This window comes from Saccharothrix sp. CCNWYY140 (genome assembly GCF_037401995.1).
Taxonomy (GTDB): domain Bacteria; phylum Actinomycetota; class Actinomycetes; order Mycobacteriales; family Pseudonocardiaceae; genus Actinosynnema.
The window spans coordinates 1-22,903 of record NZ_JBBEGC010000119.1; the positions used below are offsets into that span (position 1 = coordinate 1).

Below are 22,903 nucleotides of genomic sequence, written 5' to 3' on the forward strand. Positions count from 1 at the left end.
TTGTGAGGAACGAGCAAAAATTTTAGCGGCACCCGACCAAAAGTGTGGTTGGCTCCGCCAGGCCATACGGGGATGACGGAAGAAGCCCCCGCCTTTGTCTTTCCGTCCATCCTTGGCGGCCTGCCCGCCGGCGAGGCGCTTTTGATCTTTAGACAGGCGCTTCGCTTCTCAAGCCCACGCTTCGCGGGTCCAAACAGGACGCGCTCGCACTCGCAAGCTCGAACGCGTTGTCTAGCGAAAAGCCGGGTACAGCGGCAACTCCACCGACGCGGCGCCGAAGCGCGCCACCAGGGCGTTCACCACGGCGTCCGCGTGCTCCGCCACCGGCTTCACACCCAAGGCCAAGGCGTCCGCCCGCAACCGCACCCACCGCGACGCCAACACCGTGCTGCGGGGCGGTGAATCCAACGGCCGGTGCCCCGAAGGCAACGCCAGGTCCAGCCGCGGCAACCCCCGCCACGTCGACAGCCACACCCACAACAACTGCGCTTCCAACAACTTCGGCAGGAACACCGCGTCGTCGTCCAGGTCCGGCCACACGCCGCCGACCTCGGCCCGCCACGCCGCCACCATCGCCTCGGACATCCCCGCGGGCAACCCGTAGGGGCACCAGCACGACGGGAACGGCACCCGCAGGCACGCCGCGTCGAACACGATGTCCCGGACGCACCCGCCCTCGAAATCGAGGAACCGCACGCCCTTGCTGGTGACCAGGTGGTTGTCCGGGCACGAGGTCGACGGCGAGAACGCCCGCCGGCGCGAGGTCACGAACGCCCGCACCGCCTGTTCGGCGAATTCCACGACCGGTCCCGGCGTGTCGATGTCCCACGCCGAGGCCAGCAGGGTCGGTAATCCCGCCAGCGCCGCGTGCACGTCCACCGCGATCGGGTCGGCACAGCACTGGCTGCCCTGCCGCCGCATCAACGCGTCGAAATCGGCGTCCCGGCCCGCGGTCGTGGCGTGCAGGCGACCCATCGCGTGCGCCCACGACAGCAGCCCGCGCTCGGCCGCCCGCGCGTCGGAGCCCAGCAGTTTCTCCGCCAGCCGGGGAGCCTTGCCGAGGTCCTCCAGGACGACCAGCCGGGCGGCGGAGTCCTGGGCGACCAGTTCCGGGGTCAACCGGTCCTCCCCCGGCAGGGCCGTCAGGAGCTTGTGGCTGACCGCCTCGTGGGCGAACGGGTCCCGGTCGGCCACGGCCGACGGGTAGCGCTTCACGACCAGCGTCCGGGGCAGGGAGAACGGGGTGGAGGCGACCCGCACCCGCACGACCACCGACCGGCCGGCGCCCCCGAGTCGTTCGGGGTCGGCCAGTCTGACCTGGGCTCCGAAGCGCCTGCTCAGCACGGACTCGGCGGCGGCCACCGCCGCGAGCAGGTCGGAGTGGTCGGCGTCGTCGATGTCCGCTGGGCCGGCGGTGATCTCCACGCTCATCCCCTCCGACCCTACCCCGGTGGCCACCGACCTGACAGAACCCGTCCGGGCACCGTGACGGTAGTGCTCATATGCATGGTTGGACCACCACTTGTCGATAACGGAACCGACCAACTGGTGGAACAGCCGCCCTACCCGGTGGACCCCTCCCCCTGGACCAGGGCCGACCCGCTACCCCTGGAACAACGACCAGCCCGCTCCCCCTGGAACAACCCGCTCCCCCTGGAACAGGGGCCGGCCCGCTACCCCTGGGACAGCGGCCGGCCGGCGGCCCTCGCGCGGCCCCGCCGGTTGCGCAGCGCGAGCACCAGCGCCGCCGCGACCACGATGCCGACCAGGTTGACGGCCAGTTGCAGCACCGAGTAACCGCAGATGGCCCACTCGCCCAGCACGGCCGCGATCGCCGCGTACCCGGCCGCCGGCACGGTGGTCACCGAGATGAACACCCCGACCAGGGCCGCCGACTTCGCCGACGTCATGGACAGCATGCCCGCCGCGCCCGCCAGCAGCGCCACGATCAGCGAGAACGGCCCGACCTGGAACACGAAGTCCACCTGGTGGGCGGCCAGCACCATGTCCCGGTCGAACAACCCGGTGTAGGACCCGACGACGGCCGCGCCGAAGGTGATCACCATCGCGACCGGGAACCCGATCGCCAGCGCCGCCGCGGCCCGTCGGGCCAGGTCCCAGCGCCGCAGCACCACGCCGACCGCGAGCGCCGCCAGCGGCCCGAACTCGGGTCCGACGACCATCGCGCCGACGATCGTGACCGGCGAGTTGGTCACCACGCCCACCGCCGCCAACAGGCACGCGATGGACAGGAACCCCAGGAAGGTGGCGTTGAGCCGGGACTCCTCGCCGGTCCGGGAGATCAGCTCCTCCCACACCACCGCGTCCGCGGCCTCGCCCGGCGCGGCCTCCTCGGCCCGGTCCGCCGCGTCCGACAGCGCCGTGTCGATCTGCTCCAGCGTCACGCCGCCGGTGCGGTCGATGCCCATCCCGCACAGCGCGCCGACCACCTCGTCGGTGGCCTCGCGCGCCACGTCGGCTTCGACCACGTCACCGGCCGGGTCGATGGCCGCGCCCCGGAACAGCACGACGTGGGTGACGCCGGGGTGTTCCTTGAGCGCGGCCAGGACCTGGTCGGTGCGGTCGACCGGGCACACGGCACGCAGGTGCAACATGGCCACAACTGTGCCCGATCGCCCGTTCCGCCGCTGCCGCTTACTGCTTCTGCTGCGGCTTGGCGTCGACGCCGGCTTCCTTGCGCTGCTGCGCGGTGATCGGCGCGGGCGCGGCGGTCAGCGGGTCGTAGCCGCCGCCGCTCTTCGGGAACGCGATGACCTCGCGGATGGAGTCCGCGCCCGCGAGCAGCATGGCGATGCGGTCCCAGCCGAACGCGATGCCGCCGTGCGGCGGGGCGCCGTACTTGAAGGCGTCGAGCAGGAAGCCGAACTTCTCCTGCGCCTCCTCCGCGCCGATGCCCATCACGTTGAACGCCCGCTGCTGCACGTCGGCGCGGTGGATACGGATCGAGCCGCCGCCGATCTCGTTGCCGTTGCAGACGATGTCGTAGGCGTAGGCCTTGGCGTTGCCCGGGTCCTCCTCGAAGCGGTCGATCCACTCCGGGGTGGGCGAGGTGAACGCGTGGTGCAGCGCGGTCCACTTGCCGCCGCCCACGGCGACGTCGCCCTCGGCGAGCTTGTCGGTGGCCTCGAACATCGGGAAGTCCACCACCCACACGAACGACCAGGAGCCCTCTTCGATCAGGCCGATCCGGTTCGCGATCTCCACGCGGGCCGCGCCGAGCAGGGCGCGCGCGCCGTCCGGGTCGCCCGCGCCGAAGAACACGCAGTCGCCGGGGTTCGCGCCGACCGCCTTGGCCAGGCCGTCGCGCTCGGCGTCGGAGAGGTTCTTGGCCACCGGGCCGCCCAGCGTGCCGTCCTCCTGGACCAGGACGTAGGCCAGGCCCTTCGCGCCGCGCTGCTTGGCCCACTCCTGCCACGCGTCCAGCGTGCGGCGCGGCTGGGAGGCGCCGCCGGGCATGACGATCGCGCCCACGTACGGCGCCTGGAAGACGCGGAACGGGGTGTCCTTGAAGTACTCGGTGAGCTCGGTGAGCTCAAGGTCGAAGCGCAGGTCCGGCTTGTCGGAGCCGTACTTGGCCATCGCCTCGGCGTAGGAGATGCGGCGGAACGGGGTCGGGAGGTCGTGGTCCGCGATGCCCTTCCACAGCGCCGTGACGATCTTCTCGCCCAGGGCGATCACGTCGTCCTGCTCGACGAAGCTCATCTCGATGTCGAGCTGGGTGAACTCAGGCTGCCGGTCGGCGCGGAAGTCCTCGTCCCGGTAGCAGCGGGCGATCTGGTAGTACCGCTCCAGGCCGCCGACCATGAGCAGCTGCTTGAACAGCTGCGGCGACTGGGGCAGCGCGTACCAGGAGCCGGGCCGCAGGCGGGCGGGCACCAGGAAGTCGCGGGCGCCCTCGGGCGTGGAGCGGGTCAGGGTCGGGGTCTCGACCTCGACGAACTTCTCCCCGTGCAGCACCTCGCGGGCGATCCGGTTGGCCTCGCTGCGCAGCCGCATCGCCTTGGCCGGGCCGGAGCGGCGCAGGTCGAGGTAGCGGTGCTTGAGGCGGGCCTCCTCGCCGACCTCCAGGTGCTCGTCGAGCTGGAAGGGCAGCGGGGCGGCCTCGTTGAGGACCTCCAGCTCGGTCGCGTAGACCTCGATGTCGCCGGTGGGCAGGTCCGGGTTCTCGCTGCCCTCGGGGCGGCGGGTGACGTCGCCGACGACCTTGATGACGAACTCCGAGCGCAGCTTGTGGGCGCGCTCGGCCATCTCGCCCTCGCGGAAGACGACCTGGGCGATCCCGGAGGCGTCGCGGAAGTCGATGAAGATCACGCCCCCGTGATCGCGCCGGCGGGCGACCCACCCGGTCAGGGTGACGGACTGCCCGGCGTGCTCGGCCCGGAGCGTCCCGGCCTCGTGCGTGCGCATCACGGGTACTGCTCTCCTCGTGCTAGCTGAACGGCGACTGGTCGTCAAGGCTAGCCAACGACCCCGTGCCGCACGCCACCAGGTTTCCCCTGTGCGCCCGCCCGGTCCTCCCCGACGGAACAATCACCCGTCTATCAATTCACGCACAAGTCGGGCGGAATACCGCGCCGGCCTATTGTTGCGTGCCATGCCGGAAACGCAGACAGTGGACCGGCCCGACGTCGGTCCCGATTCTACGCGAACTCGAAGACCCCATTCCCGAATTCTGCGGAGAGCAGTCCCGTGGAATGACTGGACGAAGGCGCTGACCGCTGTGGTGGCCTGGCACGTGGTGGTGGGCGCCGCCGCGTACGTGTTCCAGGGTTCACAGCACCTCAACTACGCCTATCCGCCGGTCCTGAGTCCCCAGCCGACCCCTCTGTCGCACATGCTCCGCTTCGACGGCCTGTACTACGTCGACATCGTCGCCAACGGCTACGACCTGCGGAACAAGCCCCACCTGGCCGCCTTCTACCCGCTGTTCCCGTTGGCCACCTGGGTGGTCCACAAGATCATGTTCACGCAGTTGGGCATCCTCGGCGCGGGCCTGGTGGTCAACGTCCTCGCATCGTGTTTCGCCGTCGTCGCGCTGTTGAGGACCGCTCGTTATTTTTTAGCCGACAAAGCACTGCCCTGGCTCGCCCCGGCGCTGCTGCTGACCGCTCCCTCGGCGTATTTCCTGCACGTCATGTACAGCGAGGCGCTGTTCTGCGCGATCGCTTTCTGGGCGTACCTGTTCGCCTTGCGCCGGCGGTGGGTGTTCATGGGGCTGTGCCTGATCCCGCTGACCGCCAGTCGGATCACCGCCGCGTTGTTCGTCGGGCTCTGTCTGCTGGAATTCCTGCGGTCGCGGGACTGGCGGCGGCCCTGGTCGTGGCACCTGCTGTGGTTCCCGGCGGCGTTCGCCGGGCTGGGCGCGTACTGGCTGTTCCTGTGGCGGGTCGCCGGCGAACCGTTCGCCAACTTCGCCGGGCACCGCATGTGGCCCTACCAGGTGTTCAACCCCAACATCTTCGCCACGTGGAGTGCGGAGATCACCGCGGCGGTGAGGGCAGTGCGGTACGCCCAATTGGACGCGGTCCAAGTGGTCGATCACGTGTTGCCGGTGATCGCGTTGACCGTAGTGCTGGCCGTGTCCGTCTACCTGATCGTCGAACTACGCGGGCAGGGCGTGCCGTTGGCGCTGTTCGGGCTGGCGGCGGTGGTCATGCTGAGCCTCAACAGCAACCTGGTGTCGGTGCACCGGTACGTCCTGCCGCTGCTGGTGGTCTACATCGGGTTGACCGTGCTGTTCGCGCGCCGGCCCGCGGCCCGGCCGGTGGTGTTCGGGCTCATGTTCACCCACATGCTCGCCTTCGGTTTTCTCTACGCGTCCTTCGTTTCGGGCAACTGGTCGGCATAGGATCACCGGCTGTGGCCAGACGTGTGCTCCTGCTCTTGGTTCCCTTGGCCCTGACCGCGGGGTGCACGACGGCGGTGGCGGGCAGGCCGGTGGCCGGTCCGCTGCCGGAAGTGCCCACCGTGGCGTGCTCCTACGACGGCCCGGTGGAGGGTCCGGCCAAGGACGTGGACCCGCCCTCGGAACGCGCCGACGCCGAGGGCACGGTGGTCCTGGAGGTCGAGACCAGCCAGGGCGAGCTGGAGTTCTCCTTCGACGCGGCGAGCGCGCCCTGCTCGGTGCACAACTTCCGGCACCTGGTGGCGGAGAAGTTCTTCGAGGGCACGTCGTGCCACCGGCTGACCATCGACGGCCTGTGGGTGCTCCAGTGCGGCGACGCCACCGACACCGGCCGCGGGACGCCCGGCTACGAGTTCGACGACCCGGACGCCAAGACCGGCGGCTACGACCGGGGCGTGATCGCAATGGCCAACCGGCAGGAAGCCGGGACCAACGGCAGCCAGTTCTTCATCGTGCACAAGGACAGCTCGTTCGACCCGGACTTCCCGGTGCTCGGGCGGGTGTCCAAGGGCATGGACGTGATCGACAAGGTGGCGGCGGGCGGCGTGGTGCCGGGGACCGGGTTCTCCGAGACCGACGGCCGTCCGGTGCTGCCGCTGAAGTTCGTGTCCCTGCGGGAGAAGTAGGCGGGCCCGGGAAAGCAGGCGGGGCCGCCTCCCGGTCGGGAGGCGGCCCCTGTCGTGCTGCTGCCGGATCAGGCGGTGGGCGCCAGGTACAGCAGGCGGTTCGGGGAGCCGGTGCCCGGGCTGGTGACCTTGCCCGAGGTGGCCTGGCCGGTCAGGTAGCTCGCCACCTGGGCCGGGGTCGCCGACCGGTTGTTCTGGAGGTAGCGGGCCGCCGCGCCGGCCACGTGCGGGGTCGCCATCGACGTGCCGGAGATGGTGTTGGTGGCCGAGTCGCCGGTGTGCCACGCGGAGGTGATGGACGAGCCCGGCGCGAAGATGTCCAGGATCGAGCCGTAGTTCGAGTAGCTCGCGCGGGCGTCGGTGCTGGTGGTCGCGCCGACCGTGATGGCCTCGCCGACGCGGGCCGGCGAGTAGCCGGACGCGTTGGCGTTGCTGTTGCCCGCCGCGATGGCGTAGGTGACGCCCGCGGCGATCGACCGGCGCACGGCGTCGTCGAGGGTGGAGGACGCGCCGCCGCCCAGGCTCATGTTCGCCACGGCCGGCTTGACGTGGTTGCGGGTCACCCAGTCGATGCCCGCGACGACGCCGGCGGTGGTGCCGGAACCGGAGTTGTTCAGCACGCGGACGCCGTAGACCGTGGCGCCCTTGGCGACGCCGTACTGGCTGCCCGCGATCGTGCCCGCGACGTGCGTGCCGTGGCCGTTGCCGTCCTGCGCGACGCTGTCGCCGTCCACCGCGTCGTAGCCGTTGCGCGCCCGGCCGCCGAAGGTGGTGTGGCTGACGCGGAGGCCGGTGTCGATGACGTAGACGTTCACGCCCGACCCGGTCGAGGTGTAGCTGTAGGAGGTGTTGAGCGGCAGGTCGCGCTGGTCGACGCGGTTGATGCCCCACGACGGCGGGTTGGTCTGGGTGGCCTGGAGGTGCAGCACCTGGTCCTGCTCGACGTAGTCCACCGCCGGGTTGGCGGCCAGCCGCTTGGCGGCGGACTCGGGCAGGCTCACGGTGAAGCCCTTGAGCGCGCTGGAGAACACGCGGTCGACCTTGCCGCCGTACTGGCTCGCCAGCTTCTCGGCGGACGCGGCGGAGCCGTCCTTGAGCTTGACGATGAAGCTGTTCTGCACCTTCTCGGCCGCGTCGGCGGCGCGGATCTCGCCCTCCGCCGCCTGGGCGGGGGACGCCAACAGGGAACTCGCCGCGGCGACGATCGCCGTCGCGCCGACCCCGGCCAGGAACCGGACCTGTCGTGACTGTCGCATGGGTGCTTCCTTCTCGCTGACGGCGGCTTGAACCGTCACCCCCGGGGTGGGACCGGTTGCAGGGAGTCCGGGTGTGACGCTGGGCCACCTTGCCCTCGCTGACAGTCACCAACGCTAACCAGAACGTCCGTACGGTCGGAAGTGTGAAAGATTGCCAGTTATCACACTCCGTGAAGAAGTCACCCGACGTGGGCTTTCCCGAATTGCGGGAGACCTGGTAGGGCTCGCGGCGCTACCTTCCCGACATGCGCCTGGAACCCGTCACCGAGGACAACTACCGCGCGGTCATCGCCCTGGAGGTCCACGAGGAGCAGCGCGGCTTCGTGGCCACGAACCTGCGCTCGATCGCCGACGCCTGGATCTACCGCCCGAAGATGCAGCCCCTCGCGCTGTACTCGGGCGACGAGCTGGTCGGCTTCACCCTGCTCTACCGGGACGAACCCCACGACCTCCACGTGGTCCGCTTCATGATCGACCGAAGGGCGCAGGGGCGGGGGTTGGGGCGCAAGGGCCTGGCGGCCATCGCGGAGGTGGCGCGGGCCGAGGGGCGGACGCAGCTGTCGTTGAGCCTGGTGCCGGGGAACGCGGTGGCGCACGGGCTCTATGCGGCGTTCGGGTTCAAGGAGACCGGGGAGATGGACGGGGACGAGATCATCATGAAGCACGACCTGACCACAGCCCGCCACCCCTGACGTCCGGGGTCGCTCAGGTCGCCGACGGCCGGGGCTGCTCCGGCGGGACCGAGCTCTCGGCGAGGTCCATCCACTGGTCGAGGTCGGCCTGGGTGAACTCCGTCCACGGTGGGACCGCGGGCAGCTCGCGGAGGAGGTCGTACGCCTCGGGGATGTGCGGGCCGCGCAGGACCGGGCAGTGGCAACCGGCGATGACCTCGGCGTCCAAGCGCTGGAAGTAGCTGACGACCGCCCCGAACTTCTGGGGGTCCAACAGGGCGACCCAGGGGGCGACCAGGCGTCCGCCGAAGAACTGGCCGTCACGGAATTCCTCCGACGACAGTTCCGCCGTTTCCGGCATGGGCGTCGGCACGTTCGTGGCGAAGGTGTCGACGGCCCACAAGACGTTGGTCTTCGAGTCGAAGAGGGCGCGGGTCGTGGGATTGTCGTACAGGGGTGGTCTCTTGGCGACCAGAACGCGGTCGCCCGCGTCGATCGTGTCGCCGTCGGTCATGAAACGGCACCGGTTGATCGGGATTTCCCACTCCTCGGCCATGCGACCGATGGAGAACCACGTCGTCAGCAAAGTCGCGTTCGGACACGCCGCGAGCACCGCCAGGAGGTTGCCGGAGTGGTCGCGGTCGTCGTGGGTGAGGAAGATCCACCGCACGTCCAGCGGGTCCACGACGGACCAGGCCGCCTCCAGCCACTGGGCACGCACCGCGGGCGCCCCGGTGTCCACAAGGATCGGCTCGGGTCCCCGGATCACCATCGAATTCATCGGGAAGTGACCGACCGGCGGGGCCTCCAGCGCCCACGGAATGACGAACGTCTCGTCGGCGATCTTGTACGGTTGCAGAAGGTTGAAACTCTGCGTGGTGGTCATAGTGCTCTCCTTGAAACGGAGGCGCCGCGTTTGTGAATCCAGTGCAACCCTCTGCCGGGCTTTCGTCAAACGCAGAACTGGCGACGATCCGCTTCAGTGAGCGACGAATGGTGGGCTGTCCGTAATTCTTTTCGACGCGAAAAGCGAGCCGCCGGGGGCGGGTACTCCCCCGGCGGCTCCCGGTCAGCGTGCGGGGGACCAGTACAGGAGCTTGCCCCACGGCAGCGGGGTCGCCTCGCGGATCAGTTCCGCCTGGACCTGGGCCGGCGTGGCGGTGCGGTTGAAGTGCAGGTAGCGCAGCGCCACGCCGGTCACGTAACCGGTCGCCATCGACGTGCCGCTCATGGCGTTGGTCGCCGTGTCGGTGGTGTGCCAGGCGCCCAGGATGGACACGCCCGGCGCGTAGAGGTCCACCACCGACCCGTAGTTGGAGAAGGTCGACTTCGTGTCCGTCGAGGTCGACGCGCCCGAGGTGATGGCCTCCACCACGCGCGCGGGCGAGTAGTTGGAGGCGTCGGCGTTGCTGCCGCCCGCCGTGACCGACGCGCTGACGCCCGAGGCGATCAGGCGGCGCACGGCGTCGTCGAGGGCGGTGGACGCCCCGCCGCCCAGGGACAGGTTCGCCACGGCCGGCTTGACGGCGTTGCGGGCCACCCAGTCGATGCCCGCCACGACGCCGGCCGTGGTGCCGCTGCCGGAGGCGTTGAGGACCCGGACGCCGCACACCCGTGCCTGCTTGGCGACGCCGTAGGTGCGGCCGGCGATCAAGGAGGCGATGTGGGTGCCGTGGCCGTTGCCGTCCTGGGCGATGTTGTCGTTGTCCACCGCGTCCCAGCCGTTGCACGCGCGTCCGCCGAACTCGGTGTGCGTGACCCGGATGCCGGTGTCGATCACGTACGCCGTGGTCCCCAGACCCGTGGACGTGTAGCTGTACTTGCCGTCCACCGGGAGGGCTCGCTGGTCGATGCGGTCCAAGCCCCACGGCGGGTTGTACTGCGTCGTGTGCGCCCGCACCACCTGGTCCTGCTCCACGTACTCCACCGCCGGGTCGGCGGCCAGCCGGCGGGCCTCACGAGCGCTCAACCGGACCGAGAAACCGCGCAACGGTCCACTGTAGACACGCTCGGGCGCTAAACGGTCCATAGTGGACAAGGCTGCGCCGTCCTTGAGCTTGACGATGTAACTGCCCGGCACGGCCGAAGGGGAACCGGCGTACAGGACGACACCCTCGGCCTGTGCCGGGGTGGTGAAGGTGGCGGTGGCGAGGACGGCGGCTAAAGCGCCGGGGATGAACTTGCGCATGGCGATTCCTTTGCAGGGTCAGCGGGAAGGGGACCAGTAGAGCAACCGGCCGCCCCACGGCAGCGGGGTCGCCTCGCGCACGAGTTCGGCGTGCACCTGGGCCGGGGTGGCGGTCGGGGCGAACTGGAGGTAGCGCGCGGCCACCCCGCTGACGAAGCCGGTCGCCATCGACGTGCCGCTCAGCGTGTTGGTCGCGGTGTCACTGGTGTGCCACGCGGACTTGATGCCGACGCCGGGCGCGAACAGGTCCACGCCGGAGCCGAAGTTCGAGAACGACGCCCGTGCGTCGGTGGACGTCGTCGCGCCGGACGTGATCGCCTCCACCACCCGGGCGGGCGAGGTGTTGACAGTGCCGCTGCCGCTGCTGCCCGCCGTCACGGACGCGGTGACGCCCGAGGCGATCATGCGGCGCACGGCGTCGTCGAGGGCGGTGGACGCCCCGCCGCCCAGGCTGAAGTTCGCGACGGCGGGCTTGCGGGCGTGGGCGGTCACCCAGTCGACGCCCGCGATGACGCCGGAGATGGTGCCGCTGCCCGACCCGTTGAGCACGCGCACGCCGTAGACCTTCACGCCCTTGGCGGCCCCGTAGGTCGTGCCGGCGATGGTGCCGGCGACGTGCGTGCCGTGCCCGTTGTCGTCCTGGGCCACGGAGTCGTTGTCGACCGCGTCCCAGCCGTGGAACGCGCGCCCGCCGAACTCCACGTGCGTGGTCCGGATGCCGGTGTCGACGACGTACACCGAGGTCGTCGCGCCGGTGGAGGTGTAGCTGTAGGTGGTGTCCATCGGCAGGGCGCGCTGGTCGATGCGGTCCAGGCCCCACGGCGCGTTGAGCTGGGTGGCGAGCGCGTGCACGTACTGGTCCTGCTCCACGTACTCGACGCCGGGGTGCGCGGCCAGGCGGCGGGCCTCGCGGGCGCTCAGCCGGGTCGAGAAGCCGCCGGTGAACGTGCGGTCGGCGGCGACGGGCGGGGTGGCGCCGGGCTTGAGCTTGACGATGTAGCTGCCGGGCACGGCCAGGGGTGAGCCGGCGTGCAGAACCGCGCCCTCGGCGGTGGCGGGCGCGGCGGAGAAGCTGACCACGGCGGCGGCTACCAGCGCCGCGCCGGGTAAGCCGCGGGACAAGAGCTTGTGCATGGATGTCGTCCTTCGCAGGGGTGGGACCCCGGCGCATGTCACGCGCCGGGGTCCGTCGGAAGAGGGGATCAGGCTGGGGTGGTCGTGGCGACGCGGTGCGGATCCCTCGCCGGGAGGTCGCTCTCCGTGACCGAGAGGCGGTCGACCCGGTCCCGCTCCGCCCGCGCCGGGACGGGCCCCCGGGCGGCGGGCTCGGGCAGCGCGGCCGAGAACCCATTCAACGCTGTGGAGAAAATGCGGTCGACGCGACCGCCGAAGCGAGCGGCCACGGAGTTGGCACTCGCTGTGGAGAAATCCTTCACGATGTAGCCGTTCGGGATGGCGTCCGGTCCGCCCGCCGACAGGATGGTCCTTTCGGCGGCATGGGCGGTGGTCGAAGTGACGCCGGCCACAGCGGCGCTCGCGCCCACCGTGGCGATCCAACGGAGCTTGCGCATACCTGGTCCGTTCTTCGCAGGGAACGGCGCGCGGCGCCCGTGGAGCGGCAGGGGTGGGGCCGCGAACCGCGTCGTGTGGGCTGCATCACCCCACGTACCCGAGGCTATGGGGCAGTCCGCGCACCGGGAAGCGACCACTTGTCCCAGCGGCGGTGCGACGATCGCCCGGAGGGGGACCTTCACACCCCCGCTGTTAATGAGAATTCAAACATTCCACGGCCCAGGGGGATTTTGACCGCCGATTCGGTTAAATTCACGTCGGGAAACCCGATCGGCTGTACCGCCGGAGCGATTTCACACGATAACGTCGCTCGCCTTGTCCTCGGGAGAACGGAGTGGAGATGCCAACGCCAGTCGTCGGGCCGGATTCGCGGGTACGCGAACCCCGACGGATCGACGGAGGAGCAGACCCCTTCGCGGACGCACTACGATCGGCGATCCGGGCGAAGGGACTGAGCCTGGAACGGATCCAGCACAAGCTGCGGTCACGCGGCGTGGCGGTCAGCATCGCCGCGCTGAGCTACTGGCAGTCCGGGCGACGCCGCCCGGAACGACCCGACTCGCTGGCCGCGGTCGGGCACCTGGAGGAGATCCTCGACGTCGGCGAGGGCGGCCTGAGCACCCTGCTCGGTCCGCCGCGGCCACGCGGGAAGGCCCGGCCGAGGTCGCGGCCGGGCGGTCCGGAGGGATGGGTCCACCGCAGCGACTACGAGAGCATGGCCGAGCTGCTCGCCGACGTCGACACGAGCACCGATCAGGACCTCACCCGGCTCAGCCTGCGGGACCAGGTGGAGCTGGCGATGGACGGCAGCACCCGGCGGGTGCGCTCCCGGCAGGTGCTGCGGGCCGAACGGGCGGGCGTGGACCGCGTCCTGCTCGGCTACGACACGCGGCTGCCGGGCGATCCGCTGCCCGTGATCGGCACGCTGCGGTCGTGCAGACTGGGGCGGGTGTCCGCCGACCCGCGCAACGGTCTGATGATCGCCGAGCTGCTGTTCGAACGCCCGTTGCGCCGCGGTGAGCGCACCGCGGTGGAGTACGAGCTGATCCACATGGCTCCGCACCACCCCACGCACGACAACACCTACTCGCGCCGGTTCCGCCACCCGGTCCGGGAGTACGTCCTGGAGGTCAGGTACGACTCCCGGTGCCGGCCGGCGCGGTGCGAGCAGTTCACGACGGACCTGTCCGGCGGCGAACCCGCCGACGTCCGCGAGACCCCCGTGGACACCTGGGGTTACGCGTACGCCGTGGCCCTGGACTTCGGTCCCGGGGTCGTGGGGCTGCGCTGGGACTGGACGTGATCTAGTACGAGCGCGGCAACCGCAGGGTGTGCTGCGCGACGAAGTTCAGGATCATCTCGCGGCTGACCGGAGCGATCCGGGACAGCCTCGACGCGGCGAGCAGCGCCCCGAGTCCGTACTCGGAGGCCAACCCGTTCCCGCCGTGCACCTGGATGGCCTGGTCCACCGCCGCCGCCACCGCCTCCCCCGCCGCGTACTTGGCCATGTTGGCCGCCTCGCCCGCAGCCCGGTCTTCTCCAGCGTCGTAGAGAGCCGCGGCCTTCTGGGTCATCAGCCGAGCGAGCTCGACCTGGATCGCGCACTGCGCCAACGGGTGCGCGACACCCTGGTGCGCGCCGATCGGCTTGTCCCAGACGGTGCGGGTGCGGGCGTAGGCCGACGCCTGGTCGAGCGCGCGGCGGGCCATGCCGGTGGCCAGGGAGGCCGCCATGACGCGTTCCGGGTTGAGCCCGGCGAACAGCTGGGCCAACCCGGCGTCCTCGGCGCCCACGAGCGCGTCGGCGGGCAGGCGGACGTCGTCGAAGAAGCACGTGAACTGCTTCTCCGGCGACACGATCTCCATCGGGATGTGCCGGAAGGTGAACCCTTCAGCGTCCGTGGGGACGATCATCAACGACGGGAGCAGCAACTGAGGAGTCGCGCCTGTGTCTTGCGGGACACCCGCACCCGAGGCGTGCCTGGCGACCACCAGCACGGCGTCCACCTCGTCGACGCCGGAGATGTAGTACTTGCCACCCGACAGCACCCACTCGTCACCGTCGCGGCGCACGGCGGTGGCGAGCTTGTGGGAGTTGGACCCGGCGTCGGGCTCGGTGATGGCGAAGGCCATCTTGGTGGTGCCGTCGGCGAACCCGGGCAGCCACCGCCGCTTCTGCTCCTCGGTGCCGAAGCGGGCGATGACGGTGGCGCAGATGGCCGGGGAGACGACCATCAGCAGCAGCGGGCAGCCCCCGGCGGCCAGCTCCTCGCACACCGCCGCCAGGTCGCCGATGCCGCCGCCACCGCCGCCGTACTCGGCCGGGACGGCCACGCCGAGGTAGCCCAGCTTGCCCGCCTCGGCCCACAGCTCGTCGGTCTTCTCCCCCGCCCGCGCCTTGGCGACGAAGTACTCGGGACCGTACTTGGCGGCCAGGTCGGCGACCGCCTTGCGCAGCGCCCGCCGTTCCTCGCTCTCGACGAAGTTGGTCATGACCCCTCCACAACGGCGAGCACGTCGCCCGCATCGACCTGGTGACCCGGCTGGACAAGGACTTCGGCGACCGTGCCACCGGTCGCGGCGAGCACGCGGTGCTCCATCTTCATGGCCTCCAGCACCAGCAGCTCCGCGCCCGCTTCGACGAGCTGTCCGGGCTCCACGGACACCCGCACGACCGTGCCCGGCATGGGCGCGACGGTCGCGCCCTCGGCGACCCTGGAGGTGGGTTCGGGGAAACGGGGCAGCACGCGCAGTGACAACCCGCCGACTTCCACCCGGTCCCCGTATACGGCGACGGGGTATGTGACCTGCACTCCGTCCTGAGCGAGCACGACGAAATCTTTAGCGGCGCGCACGACTTCAACTTCAGGACTGCATATGACTCCACCGCGGATGTACCGGTAGGAGATCTCCACCGATTCACCCCGGAATTCGAATCCGACTTTTTGCGGCTGCGACGGCACATTGCGCCAGCCCGGCGGCAGGGTGCTCCGGCGATTCTCGGCCAGCGCCAGCGCGGCGGCCAGCGTGGCGGGGCGAACGTCCACGTCAGGCTGCTTTGTCAGGCCGTGCTGCGCGAGGAACCCGGTATGGGTATCCCCCGCCGCGAAGGCCGGATGGCGCAACGTGCGCACCAAAAGCTCTCGGTTGGTGACCAAGCCGTGCAGCTCCGCGCGGTCCAGCGCGTTGGCCAGTTTGCGCACGGCCGCGGCCCTGGTCGCACCCCAGGCCACGACCTTGGCCAACATGGGGTCATAGTGCACCCCGACGACGCTGCCGTCCTCCACGCCGCTGTCCACGCGGACGCCGTCGGGGACGCGGAAGCGGTGCAGCGTGCCGGACGCCGGCCGCCAGTCGTGCGCCGGGTCCTCCGCGTACAGGCGGGCCTCGATTGCGTGGCCGTTCGGCGCGGGCGGCTCGGCGGGCAGGCGCGCGCCCTCGGCGATGGCGAGCTGCCAGGCGACCAGGTCCAGGCCGAAGACCTCCTCGGTGACCGGGTGCTCCACCTGGAGGCGGGTGTTGACCTCCAGGAAGTGGAACCGCTGGTCGTCGGTGAAGAGGAACTCGACCGTGCCCGCGCCGACGTACCCGATGGCGTGCGCGGCCTTGGTGGCGGCGTCGAAGAGCCGTTGCCGGGCCTCGGGTCCGACCGCCGGGCTCGGCGTCTCCTCGATGATCTTCTGGTGCCGCCGCTGGATGGAGCACTCCCGCTCCCCCAACGCCCACACCGTGCCGTGGGTGTCGGCCAGGATCTGCACCTCGACGTGCCGGGCGTTCTCCAGCAGCGGTTCGCAGAACACCGTGCCGTCACCGAACGCGGACTCGGCCTCGCGGCGGGCGGCGGCGACCGCTTCAGCCAGTTCCTCGCGGGCACGCACCACCCTCATGCCCCGCCCACCACCACCGGCGGAGGCCTTGACCAGCAACGGGAACTCCGTCGCGGCTTCGGGGTCCAGCTCGGGCAGCACCGGCACACCGGCCTCGACCATCCGCTTCTTGGCGGCGACCTTCGAGCCCATCGCCTCGATGACCTCGGGGTCGGGTCCGACCCACGTCAGGCCGGCGTCGAGCACGGCACGCGCGAACTCGGCGTTCTCGGACAGGAAGCCGTAGCCGGGGTGCACGGCGTCCGCGCCGGCCGCCTTCGCCGCCGCCACCAGGGCGTCGACGCGCAGGTAGGTCTCGGCGGGCGCGGCACCGGGCAGGCGCACCGCCGCGTCGGCCTCCCGGACGTGCGGCGCGTCGACGTCCGGGTCGGAGAACACCGCCACCGGGCTCACGCCCACCTCGCGGCACGTGCGCGCCACGCGGCGGGCGATCTCGCCCCGGTTGGCGATCAGGAGCTTGCTGATCACGGGTGACCTCACATCCGGAAGACGCCGTAGCCGTCGGCGCCCTTGATCTGTCCACTGTGGATCGCCGACAGGCACAGGCCGAGCACCGTGCGCGTGTCGCGCGGGTCGATCACGCCGTCGTCGTAGAGCCGGCCGGACAGGAACGCGGCCAGGGACTGCTGCTCGATCTGCCCCTCGACCATCTGCCGCATGGCCGCGTCGTGCTCCTCGTTGTACTCCTGCCCCTTCGCGGCGGCGGCCTGCCGCGCCACGATCGACAGCACGCCCGCGAGCTGCACCGGCCCCATCACGGCGGACTTGGCGTTGGGCCAGGTGAACAGGAAGCGCGGGTCGTAGGCCCGACCGCACATGCCGTAGTTGCCCGCGCCGTAGGACGCGCCCATGACCACGGTCAGGTGCGGCACCCGGCTGTTGGACACGGCGTTGATCATCATCGCGCCGTGCTTGATGATGCCGCCCTGCTCGTACTGGGCGCCGACCATGTACCCGGTGGTGTTCTGGAGGAACAGCAGCGGGGTGTCCTGCTTGTTGGCCAACTGGATGAACTGGGTGGCCTTCTGGGCCTCCTCGCTGAACAGCACGCCGCGGGCGTTGGCCAGGACGCCGATCGGGTAGCCGTGCAGGTCGGCCCAGCCCGTGACCAGGCTGGTGCCGTAGTCGGGCTTGAACTCGTCGAACCGCGAGCCGTCCACGATCCGGGCGATGACCTCGCGCGGGTCGAACGGCACCCGCAGGTCGGTCGGGACCAAGCCGAGCAGGTCCTCCTCGTCGTAGAGCGGCGGTTCGGACGGCTTGGGCTGCGGACCCAGCTTGCGCCAGTTCAGGCGGGCGACGACCCGGCGGGTCAGGCGGATCGCGTCCACCTCGTCGGTCGCCACGAAGTCCGCCAGGCCGGACGTGGTGCCGTGCATCCGCGCGCCGCCCAGCGACTCGTCGTCGGACTCCTCGCCGGTGGCCATCTTGACCAGCGGCGGGCCGCCGAGGAACACCTTCGAGCGCTGGTCGATCATCACCACGTAGTCCGACATCCCCGGCACGTACGCGCCGCCGGCGGTGGCGTTGCCGAACACCGTGCTGATGGTCGGGATGCCGGCCGCGCTGAGCCTGGTCAGGTCGCGGAACGCCCGCCCGCCCGGGATGAAGATCTCGCTCTGGCTGGGCAGGTCCGCCCCGCCCGACTCGACCAGGCCGATCAGCGGCAACCGGTTCTGGAACGCGATGTCGTTGGCGCGGAACGTCTTGCGCAGGGTGTAGGGGTTGCTCGCGCCACCGCGCACGGTCGGGTCGTTGGCGACGATCACGCACTCGACCCCCTCCACGACGCCGATGCCGGTGACGACGCTCGCGCCCACCGGGTAGTCGGTGCCCCACGCGGCCAGCGGCGACAACTCCAGGAACGGGCTGTCCTGGTCCACCAGCAGTTCGATGCGCTCGCGGGCCAGGAGCTTGCCGCGCTTGTGGTGCCGTTCGGTGTACTTCGGCCCGCCGCCCGCGAGCGCCTTGGCGTGCTCGGTGTCCAGGTCGGCGAGCTTGGCCAGCAACGCCTCGCGGTTCTCGTGGAACTCCGCGGCCCGCGTGTCCAGCCTCGTGCCCAACGTCGTCATGCCGTGAACCCCAATCGCTTCGCGGCCAACTCCACCATCACCTCGGTGGCGCCGCCGCCGATGCCGAGGATGCGCGCGTCCCGGTAGTGCCGCTCGACCTCGCTGTCGCGCATGTAGCCCGCGCCGCCGTGCAGTTGGACGGCCGCGTCCACCACGAACGAGCACGCCTCCACGGCCGCGTTCTTGGCGAAGCACACCTGTGCCACCGCCTCCTCACCGCGTGCCACCTTCACCGCCACCTCGCGGGTGTAGGTGCGGGCGAGGTCCACCCGTTGGGCCATCTCCACCAGCTTGTGCCGCACCACCTGGCGGCCCATCAGCGGGCGGCCGAACGTTTCCCGTTGGCGGGTGTAGGCGATCGCCAGGTCGAGGCAGCGCTGGGCCGTCGCGTACGCCTGCACGGCCAGCGAAATCCGCTCGACCTGGAACTGGCGCATGATCAGGCCGAAACCGCCGTTCTCCGGGCCGACCAGGTTGGCGACCGGAACTTGCGCGTCCACAAAGGACAGTTCGGCGGTGTCCGAGCAGTGCCAACCCATCTTGTCCAGCCGCCGGTCCACGGTGAAGCCGGGCGTGCCCTTCTCGATCACGAGCAGGCTGATGCCCTGGTAGCCCTCGCCGCCGGTGCGCACCGCCGTGGTCACGAAGTCCGCGCGGTCGCCGGAGGTGATGAACGTCTTCGACCCGTTGACGACGTAGTGGTCGCCGTCTTTGACCGCTTTCGTCCGGAGCGCGGCCACGTCCGACCCGCCGCCGGGCTCGGTGACCGCCAGCGCGCCGATCAGCTCACCCTCCAACGTCGGCCGCACGAACCGGTCAACCAGGTCGGGGCTGCCCGCGTCCACGATGTGCGGGAGCGCGATGCCGTGCGTGAGCAGGGCGGCGATCAGCCCGGACGACCCGCCGGCCTGGATCAGCTCCTCCGTCACGACGACCGTGTCGAGCAGGTCGCCCGCGCCGCCGACCGCTTCGGGGAAGCCGATGCCCAGCAGGCCGATCTTGGCGGCCTTGCGGTACAGGGCGCGCGGGACTTCGCCCTCGCGCTCCCAGTCGCCCAGGTGCGGGACGATCTCCTGCTCGGTGAACCGGCGGACCGTGGCCCGCAGGTCCTGGCGTTCCGGTGTCCCGAACAGGTCCGAAGTGGTGTTCACAGCAAGTCCTCCGGGATGTCCACGTGCCGGGACCGCAGCCACTCCCCCAGCGCCTTGGCCTGCGGGTCGAACCGGGTCGAGGACGCCACGCCCTCGCCGAGCAGGCCGTGCAGGACGAAGTTCAGCGCCTTGAGGTTCGGCAGCTCGTACCGGTCCACCTCGCCCGCCTCCGGCAGCAACTCCTTCAGGCGCGCGACGGTCAGGGTCTCGGCCAGCCACGCGTACTGGGCGTCGGTGCGCACCCACACGCCGAGGTTCGCGTCACCGCCCTTGTCACCGGACCGGGCGCCCGCGATCGTGCCCAACGGGACCCTCATACCTCGACCACCTCCCCGTTCGGCAGGACAGCCTGGTGGCGCACCTCGTGCCGGCCGACGTACGCGGCCTGGTAGACCCCGTACGGCGTGCCGTCGCCGGGTGGCGCGGTGACGTGGAAGCCCGGGCAGGAGGCCAACGCCAGCTCGATGCCCGCTCGGGAGAACGCCTTGGCCCGCTTGGGGTCCGCGGTCTTGATCGTGGCGTGGAGGAGGGCGGAGGCGGTCTCCTCGGTGTCGGCGTCGTCGTGGTCGGTGCGGGCCAGCGTCCAGGTCAGGCCTTCAGTGCCGATGGCGTCTTCGAGCTGCCGGCGCACCAGGCGGGCTTTGCGCTCGATGTCCAGTCCACAGAGGACGAACGTGGTGGAGTTGCGGAAGCCGCCGAGGCGGTTGAGGCACACCTTCAGCGTGTCCGGCGGCGGGGAGCCCTTGGTGCCGGAGATCCGGACGCCCCTCGGGTGCTCTTCGAGCCGGATGGTGTCGAAGTGGCTGGTGACGTCCGGGCCGAGGTAGGCCGGTGCGCCGATCTCGTACAGGAGTTGGGCGGTGACCGTGTCCACGGTGACCGCGCCGCCCGTGCCGTCGTGCTTGGTGATCAGGGCCGAGCCGTCCTCGTCGATCTCGGCGATCGGGAAGCCGGGGCGGGTCGCGTCGATCTCGGTGAAGAACGCGTAGTTGCCGCCCGTGGCCTGGGTTCCGCACTCCAGGACGTGCCCGGCGACGGTCGCGCCGGCGAGCTTGTCCCACTCGTCCCGACCCCAGCCGAAGTGGGCGGCGGCCGGTCCGACGACCAGCGAGGCGTCCGTGACCCGACCCGTGACGACGACGTCCGCACCGGCCTTCAGGCACTCCGCGATGCCCCACGCACCCAGGTAGGCGTTGGCGGTCAGGGCTTCCGGGAAGCGGGGCCGCAGGTCGTCCCCGGTCACATGGGCGACTTTCGCGTTCAGACCGAGCTTGTCGATCGCTTGCGCGAGCCCGGCCGGGTTCAGGCCGCCGGCGTTGGAGACGATCTTGACCCCGCGTTCGAGGGCGAGGCCGAGGGCGTCTTCGAGCTGGCGCAGGAAGGTGCGGGCGTAGCCGAGGTTCGCGTCCTTCACGCGGTCGCGGCCGAGGATGAGCATGGTGAGTTCGGCCAGGTAATCGCCGGTGAGGACGTCGAGGTCACCGCCCTCCAGCATCTCGCGGACGGCGGCGAACCGGTCCCCGTAGAACCCCGACGCGTTGCCGATCCGGATCACGCCGATCCCTCTTCCAGTCCTCGAGCGGCCTTCTCGCGGCCAGGTCCGGGCGGTCCGGCGAAGGCCTGCGCGATCGGCAACCAGGCCGACGCCACCTCGCCCTCCGCCTTCACGTCCAGGTCGTCCCGGTGCCGCCGCCGCGTCGCCAGCAGGCAGAAGTCCAGGGCCGGCCCCGAGATCCGGTCCGGCGCGTCCTCCGGACCCCACGTCCACCGCTCGCCGCCCGGCCCGACCAGCTCGACCCGGACCGGGGCGGTGGGCGCCGGCAGGCCGTTGACCAGGAACGCGTACCCCATCGCCCGCACGGCGATGTGCGCCACGTGCTTGAGGCGGTGGGTCGGCTCGCGCGTCACGCCCAGCGCGTCGGCCACGTCCTGACCGTGCGCCCACGTCTCCATCAGCCGCGCGGTGGCCATCGACACCGGACTCATCGGCGGCCCGAACCACGGCACCTTCACCCCGGCCGGCACGGCGAGCAGCGCCCGCTCCAGCTCATCCCGACCGGCCCGCCACTCCTCCAGCGTCACCGGCTCCTCGGCACCCTTGTCGACCAGGTCCGGGGTGGCTTGCTTCAACGCCTCCGCGAACGCCTCGGGATCGGTCGCCGCCAGCGCCGCGATGCGGTCGGTCCAGCGCAGGTGGCTGATCTGGTGCGCGATCGTCCACCCCGGCGCAGGCGTAGGGACCGCCCAATCGTCAAGCGGGGCCACCAAGTCGTCCAGCACCTGACTCTCAGCCCGCAGGTCGCTTAGAACCTCGGTGATCACAGCGAGTCCTCCAGCATCGTCGCCCAATGCCGGACGATCCGCGCGCGCCGCTTCCCGTCGTCGGTGAGCTGGTTGGCCAGAGCCAAGCCGCGCACCAGGTCCAGGGTGATCTGCACGGCTTCGCGGACGCCCGGCTTCGTCTCGTCGGCGCCCAACAGCTCAACGGCGAGGCGGTGGGTCTCCCGCCCCAGCCGGACCTCCAGCGGGACCACGACCGTCTTCAGGTCGGGATCGGTGCGGGCCGCCACCCACAGCTCCAGCGCGGCGGTGAACAGGTCGCTGGCGTAGAAGTCGGCGATCAGCTCGACCACCGCGACCGTGCTGCCGTTGACCCGCGCGGCGCGCTCCTTCAACGACTGCACGCTCTCCGAGCCGAGGTGCTCCACCGCGGCGGCGACCAGCTCACCGCGGGTGCGGAAGTGGTGCAGCTGAGCACCCCGGGACACCCCCGCGCGCTCGGCGACCACCGTCGTCGTCGTGCCCGACCAGCCCAGCTCCACCAGGCACTCGACGGTCGCTTCCATCAGCTTGCGCCGGGTCTCGCGGCTGCGGTCGGCCTGCCGCTGCCTGGTCTCGGTACCCATGCAGCGGAGTGTTCCGCGCCACTAACAAACAGTCAAGACTGATTGTTAGTGGCGCGGAACCCCGTCACCAGCCGCCCTGGACCATCGTTTGGAACAGCCACACCCCGTCGGTCTTCACCAGCAGGTCGCCATACCGCACGACCTGGCTGAACTCACCCACGGTGATGGTCGCGTCGGTGACCACGAACGCCAGGTTGGCGTTGATGAACACCGGCGTCCGGACGGACTCCATGTGGACGTCCCCGTCCCCCAACTGCGCGGCTATGTCCCGCAGGAACCGCTCCCGGTCCCACGACTCGGCCGAGCCGTCGGTGACGGCGTTGACCGGGAACAACGTCATCCCGGCCATCGCCTCGACATCCTTGGCCACAGCGGAGGCGTCCCACCGCTCGAACCAGTCCAGGACACCCCGCACATCCTCGTCGGTCGGCACGAACCCAGCACCACTACTCGGCACAGCACTCATGCCGTACGTTGTACCGTACGATGTACGGCGACCGCAGGACTACTTTCGGTAGCGACAGCACTCCGCCATGCAGTGGCCCGCAAGTCGCTCCCGACAGCCTTTTCGGCGCGCGGAGCGCGTCCTTCGCGCGCGGAGCGCGCGGTAGGTGTTACCTACAAGTGGAGGGCCTCGGTTCCCCCACCG

Annotated in this window: 19 protein-coding genes and 1 pseudogene; 4 read left to right on the forward strand and 16 right to left on the reverse strand. The window is 70.6% G+C overall.

Going from position 1 to position 22,903, the window contains the following annotated elements:
- Positions 1-231: 231 nt before the first annotated feature.
- The 3 genes from WBN91_RS32330 to aspS form a co-directional block, all read right to left on the reverse strand.
- Positions 232-1,431, reverse strand: a complete 1,200-nt coding sequence (locus WBN91_RS32330; RefSeq protein WP_337728033.1) for a hypothetical protein — start codon at positions 1,429-1,431, stop codon at positions 232-234.
- A 242-nt stretch (positions 1,432-1,673) separates the two neighbouring features.
- Positions 1,674-2,615 carry a DUF389 domain-containing protein gene (locus tag WBN91_RS32335; RefSeq protein WP_337728034.1) on the reverse strand — a complete coding sequence of 314 codons (942 nt, stop codon included), beginning with the start codon at positions 2,613-2,615 and terminating at the stop codon, positions 1,674-1,676.
- Between the two features lie 40 nt (positions 2,616-2,655).
- A complete protein-coding gene (aspS, locus tag WBN91_RS32340; RefSeq protein WP_337728035.1) occupies positions 2,656-4,431 on the reverse strand; it encodes an aspartate--tRNA ligase in 1,776 nt (591 codons plus the stop codon).
- Between the two features lie 310 nt (positions 4,432-4,741).
- On the opposite strand from aspS, the gene WBN91_RS32345 reads away from it, so the two are divergent.
- Positions 4,742-5,869 carry a mannosyltransferase family protein gene (locus WBN91_RS32345; protein ID WP_337728036.1) on the forward strand — a complete coding sequence of 376 codons (1,128 nt, stop codon included), beginning with the start codon at positions 4,742-4,744 and terminating at the stop codon, positions 5,867-5,869.
- Between the two features lie 11 nt (positions 5,870-5,880).
- Positions 5,881-6,552: a peptidylprolyl isomerase gene (locus WBN91_RS32350; protein ID WP_337728037.1), complete on the forward strand. Its 672-nt coding sequence runs from the start codon at positions 5,881-5,883 to the stop codon at positions 6,550-6,552.
- Positions 6,553-6,620: 68 nt separating this feature from the next.
- Here WBN91_RS32350 and WBN91_RS32355 read toward each other — a convergent pair whose 3' ends face one another.
- Positions 6,621-7,808 (reverse strand): S8 family peptidase, encoded by a 1,188-nt coding sequence (locus WBN91_RS32355; protein ID WP_337728038.1) that lies wholly within the window; start codon positions 7,806-7,808, stop codon positions 6,621-6,623.
- A 245-nt stretch (positions 7,809-8,053) separates the two neighbouring features.
- Here WBN91_RS32355 and WBN91_RS32360 point away from each other — a divergent pair, with 245 nt between their 5' ends.
- Positions 8,054-8,500 carry a GNAT family N-acetyltransferase gene (locus tag WBN91_RS32360; RefSeq protein ID WP_337728039.1) on the forward strand — a complete coding sequence of 149 codons (447 nt, stop codon included), beginning with the start codon at positions 8,054-8,056 and terminating at the stop codon, positions 8,498-8,500.
- A gap of 13 nt (positions 8,501-8,513) precedes the next feature.
- Here WBN91_RS32360 and WBN91_RS32365 read toward each other — a convergent pair whose 3' ends face one another.
- From WBN91_RS32365 to WBN91_RS32380, 4 genes are all read right to left on the reverse strand, one after another.
- Positions 8,514-9,365: an MBL fold metallo-hydrolase gene (locus WBN91_RS32365; protein WP_337728040.1), complete on the reverse strand. Its 852-nt coding sequence runs from the start codon at positions 9,363-9,365 to the stop codon at positions 8,514-8,516.
- A 183-nt stretch (positions 9,366-9,548) separates the two neighbouring features.
- The gene (locus WBN91_RS32370) at positions 9,549-10,667 is read right to left on the reverse strand and encodes a S8 family peptidase (protein WP_337728041.1); all 1,119 of its coding nucleotides are present in this window, start codon (positions 10,665-10,667) and stop codon (positions 9,549-9,551) included.
- Between the two features lie 18 nt (positions 10,668-10,685).
- Positions 10,686-11,801, reverse strand: coding sequence for a S8 family peptidase (locus tag WBN91_RS32375; RefSeq protein WP_337728042.1), 1,116 nt, complete (start codon positions 11,799-11,801; stop codon positions 10,686-10,688).
- 68 nt (positions 11,802-11,869) lie between these two features.
- Positions 11,870-12,238 carry a hypothetical protein gene (locus WBN91_RS32380; RefSeq protein WP_337728043.1) on the reverse strand — a complete coding sequence of 123 codons (369 nt, stop codon included), beginning with the start codon at positions 12,236-12,238 and terminating at the stop codon, positions 11,870-11,872.
- A 494-nt stretch (positions 12,239-12,732) separates the two neighbouring features.
- Between WBN91_RS32380 and WBN91_RS32385 the strand changes: the two genes are divergently transcribed.
- Positions 12,733-13,542 (forward strand): hypothetical protein, encoded by an 810-nt coding sequence (locus WBN91_RS32385; protein WP_337728044.1) that lies wholly within the window; start codon positions 12,733-12,735, stop codon positions 13,540-13,542.
- A 1-nt stretch (position 13,543) separates the two neighbouring features.
- On the opposite strand, the gene WBN91_RS32390 is transcribed toward WBN91_RS32385, so the two are convergent.
- The 8 genes and pseudogenes from WBN91_RS32390 to WBN91_RS32425 all read right to left on the reverse strand — a co-directional run bounded on the left by WBN91_RS32390 (position 13,544) and on the right by WBN91_RS32425 (position 22,720).
- A complete protein-coding gene (locus WBN91_RS32390; protein WP_337728045.1) occupies positions 13,544-14,731 on the reverse strand; it encodes an acyl-CoA dehydrogenase family protein in 1,188 nt (395 codons plus the stop codon).
- The gene (locus tag WBN91_RS32395; protein WP_337728046.1) at positions 14,728-16,593 is read right to left on the reverse strand and encodes an acetyl/propionyl/methylcrotonyl-CoA carboxylase subunit alpha; all 1,866 of its coding nucleotides are present in this window, start codon (positions 16,591-16,593) and stop codon (positions 14,728-14,730) included. The genes WBN91_RS32390 and WBN91_RS32395 overlap by 4 nt, the downstream gene beginning before the upstream one ends.
- Positions 16,594-16,601: 8 nt before the next feature.
- Positions 16,602-18,197, reverse strand: a complete 1,596-nt coding sequence (locus WBN91_RS32400; RefSeq protein ID WP_337728047.1) for an acyl-CoA carboxylase subunit beta — start codon at positions 18,195-18,197, stop codon at positions 16,602-16,604.
- Entirely contained in the window at positions 18,194-19,348 is a 1,155-nt protein-coding gene (locus WBN91_RS32405) for an acyl-CoA dehydrogenase family protein (RefSeq protein WP_337728048.1), read from the reverse strand. Before WBN91_RS32405 ends, WBN91_RS32400 begins: the two co-directional genes overlap by 4 nt.
- Positions 19,345-20,843, reverse strand: a pseudogene (locus WBN91_RS32410) (acyclic terpene utilization AtuA family protein). The gene WBN91_RS32405 and the pseudogene WBN91_RS32410 overlap by 4 nt, the downstream one beginning before the upstream one ends.
- A gap of 56 nt (positions 20,844-20,899) precedes the next feature.
- Positions 20,900-21,670, reverse strand: coding sequence for a TIGR03084 family metal-binding protein (locus WBN91_RS32415; protein WP_337728049.1), 771 nt, complete (start codon positions 21,668-21,670; stop codon positions 20,900-20,902).
- A complete protein-coding gene (locus tag WBN91_RS32420; protein ID WP_337728050.1) occupies positions 21,667-22,254 on the reverse strand; it encodes a TetR/AcrR family transcriptional regulator in 588 nt (195 codons plus the stop codon). Before WBN91_RS32420 ends, WBN91_RS32415 begins: the two co-directional genes overlap by 4 nt.
- A gap of 64 nt (positions 22,255-22,318) precedes the next feature.
- Positions 22,319-22,720, reverse strand: a complete 402-nt coding sequence (locus tag WBN91_RS32425; RefSeq protein ID WP_337728051.1) for a nuclear transport factor 2 family protein — start codon at positions 22,718-22,720, stop codon at positions 22,319-22,321.
- Positions 22,721-22,903 lie beyond the last annotated feature (183 nt).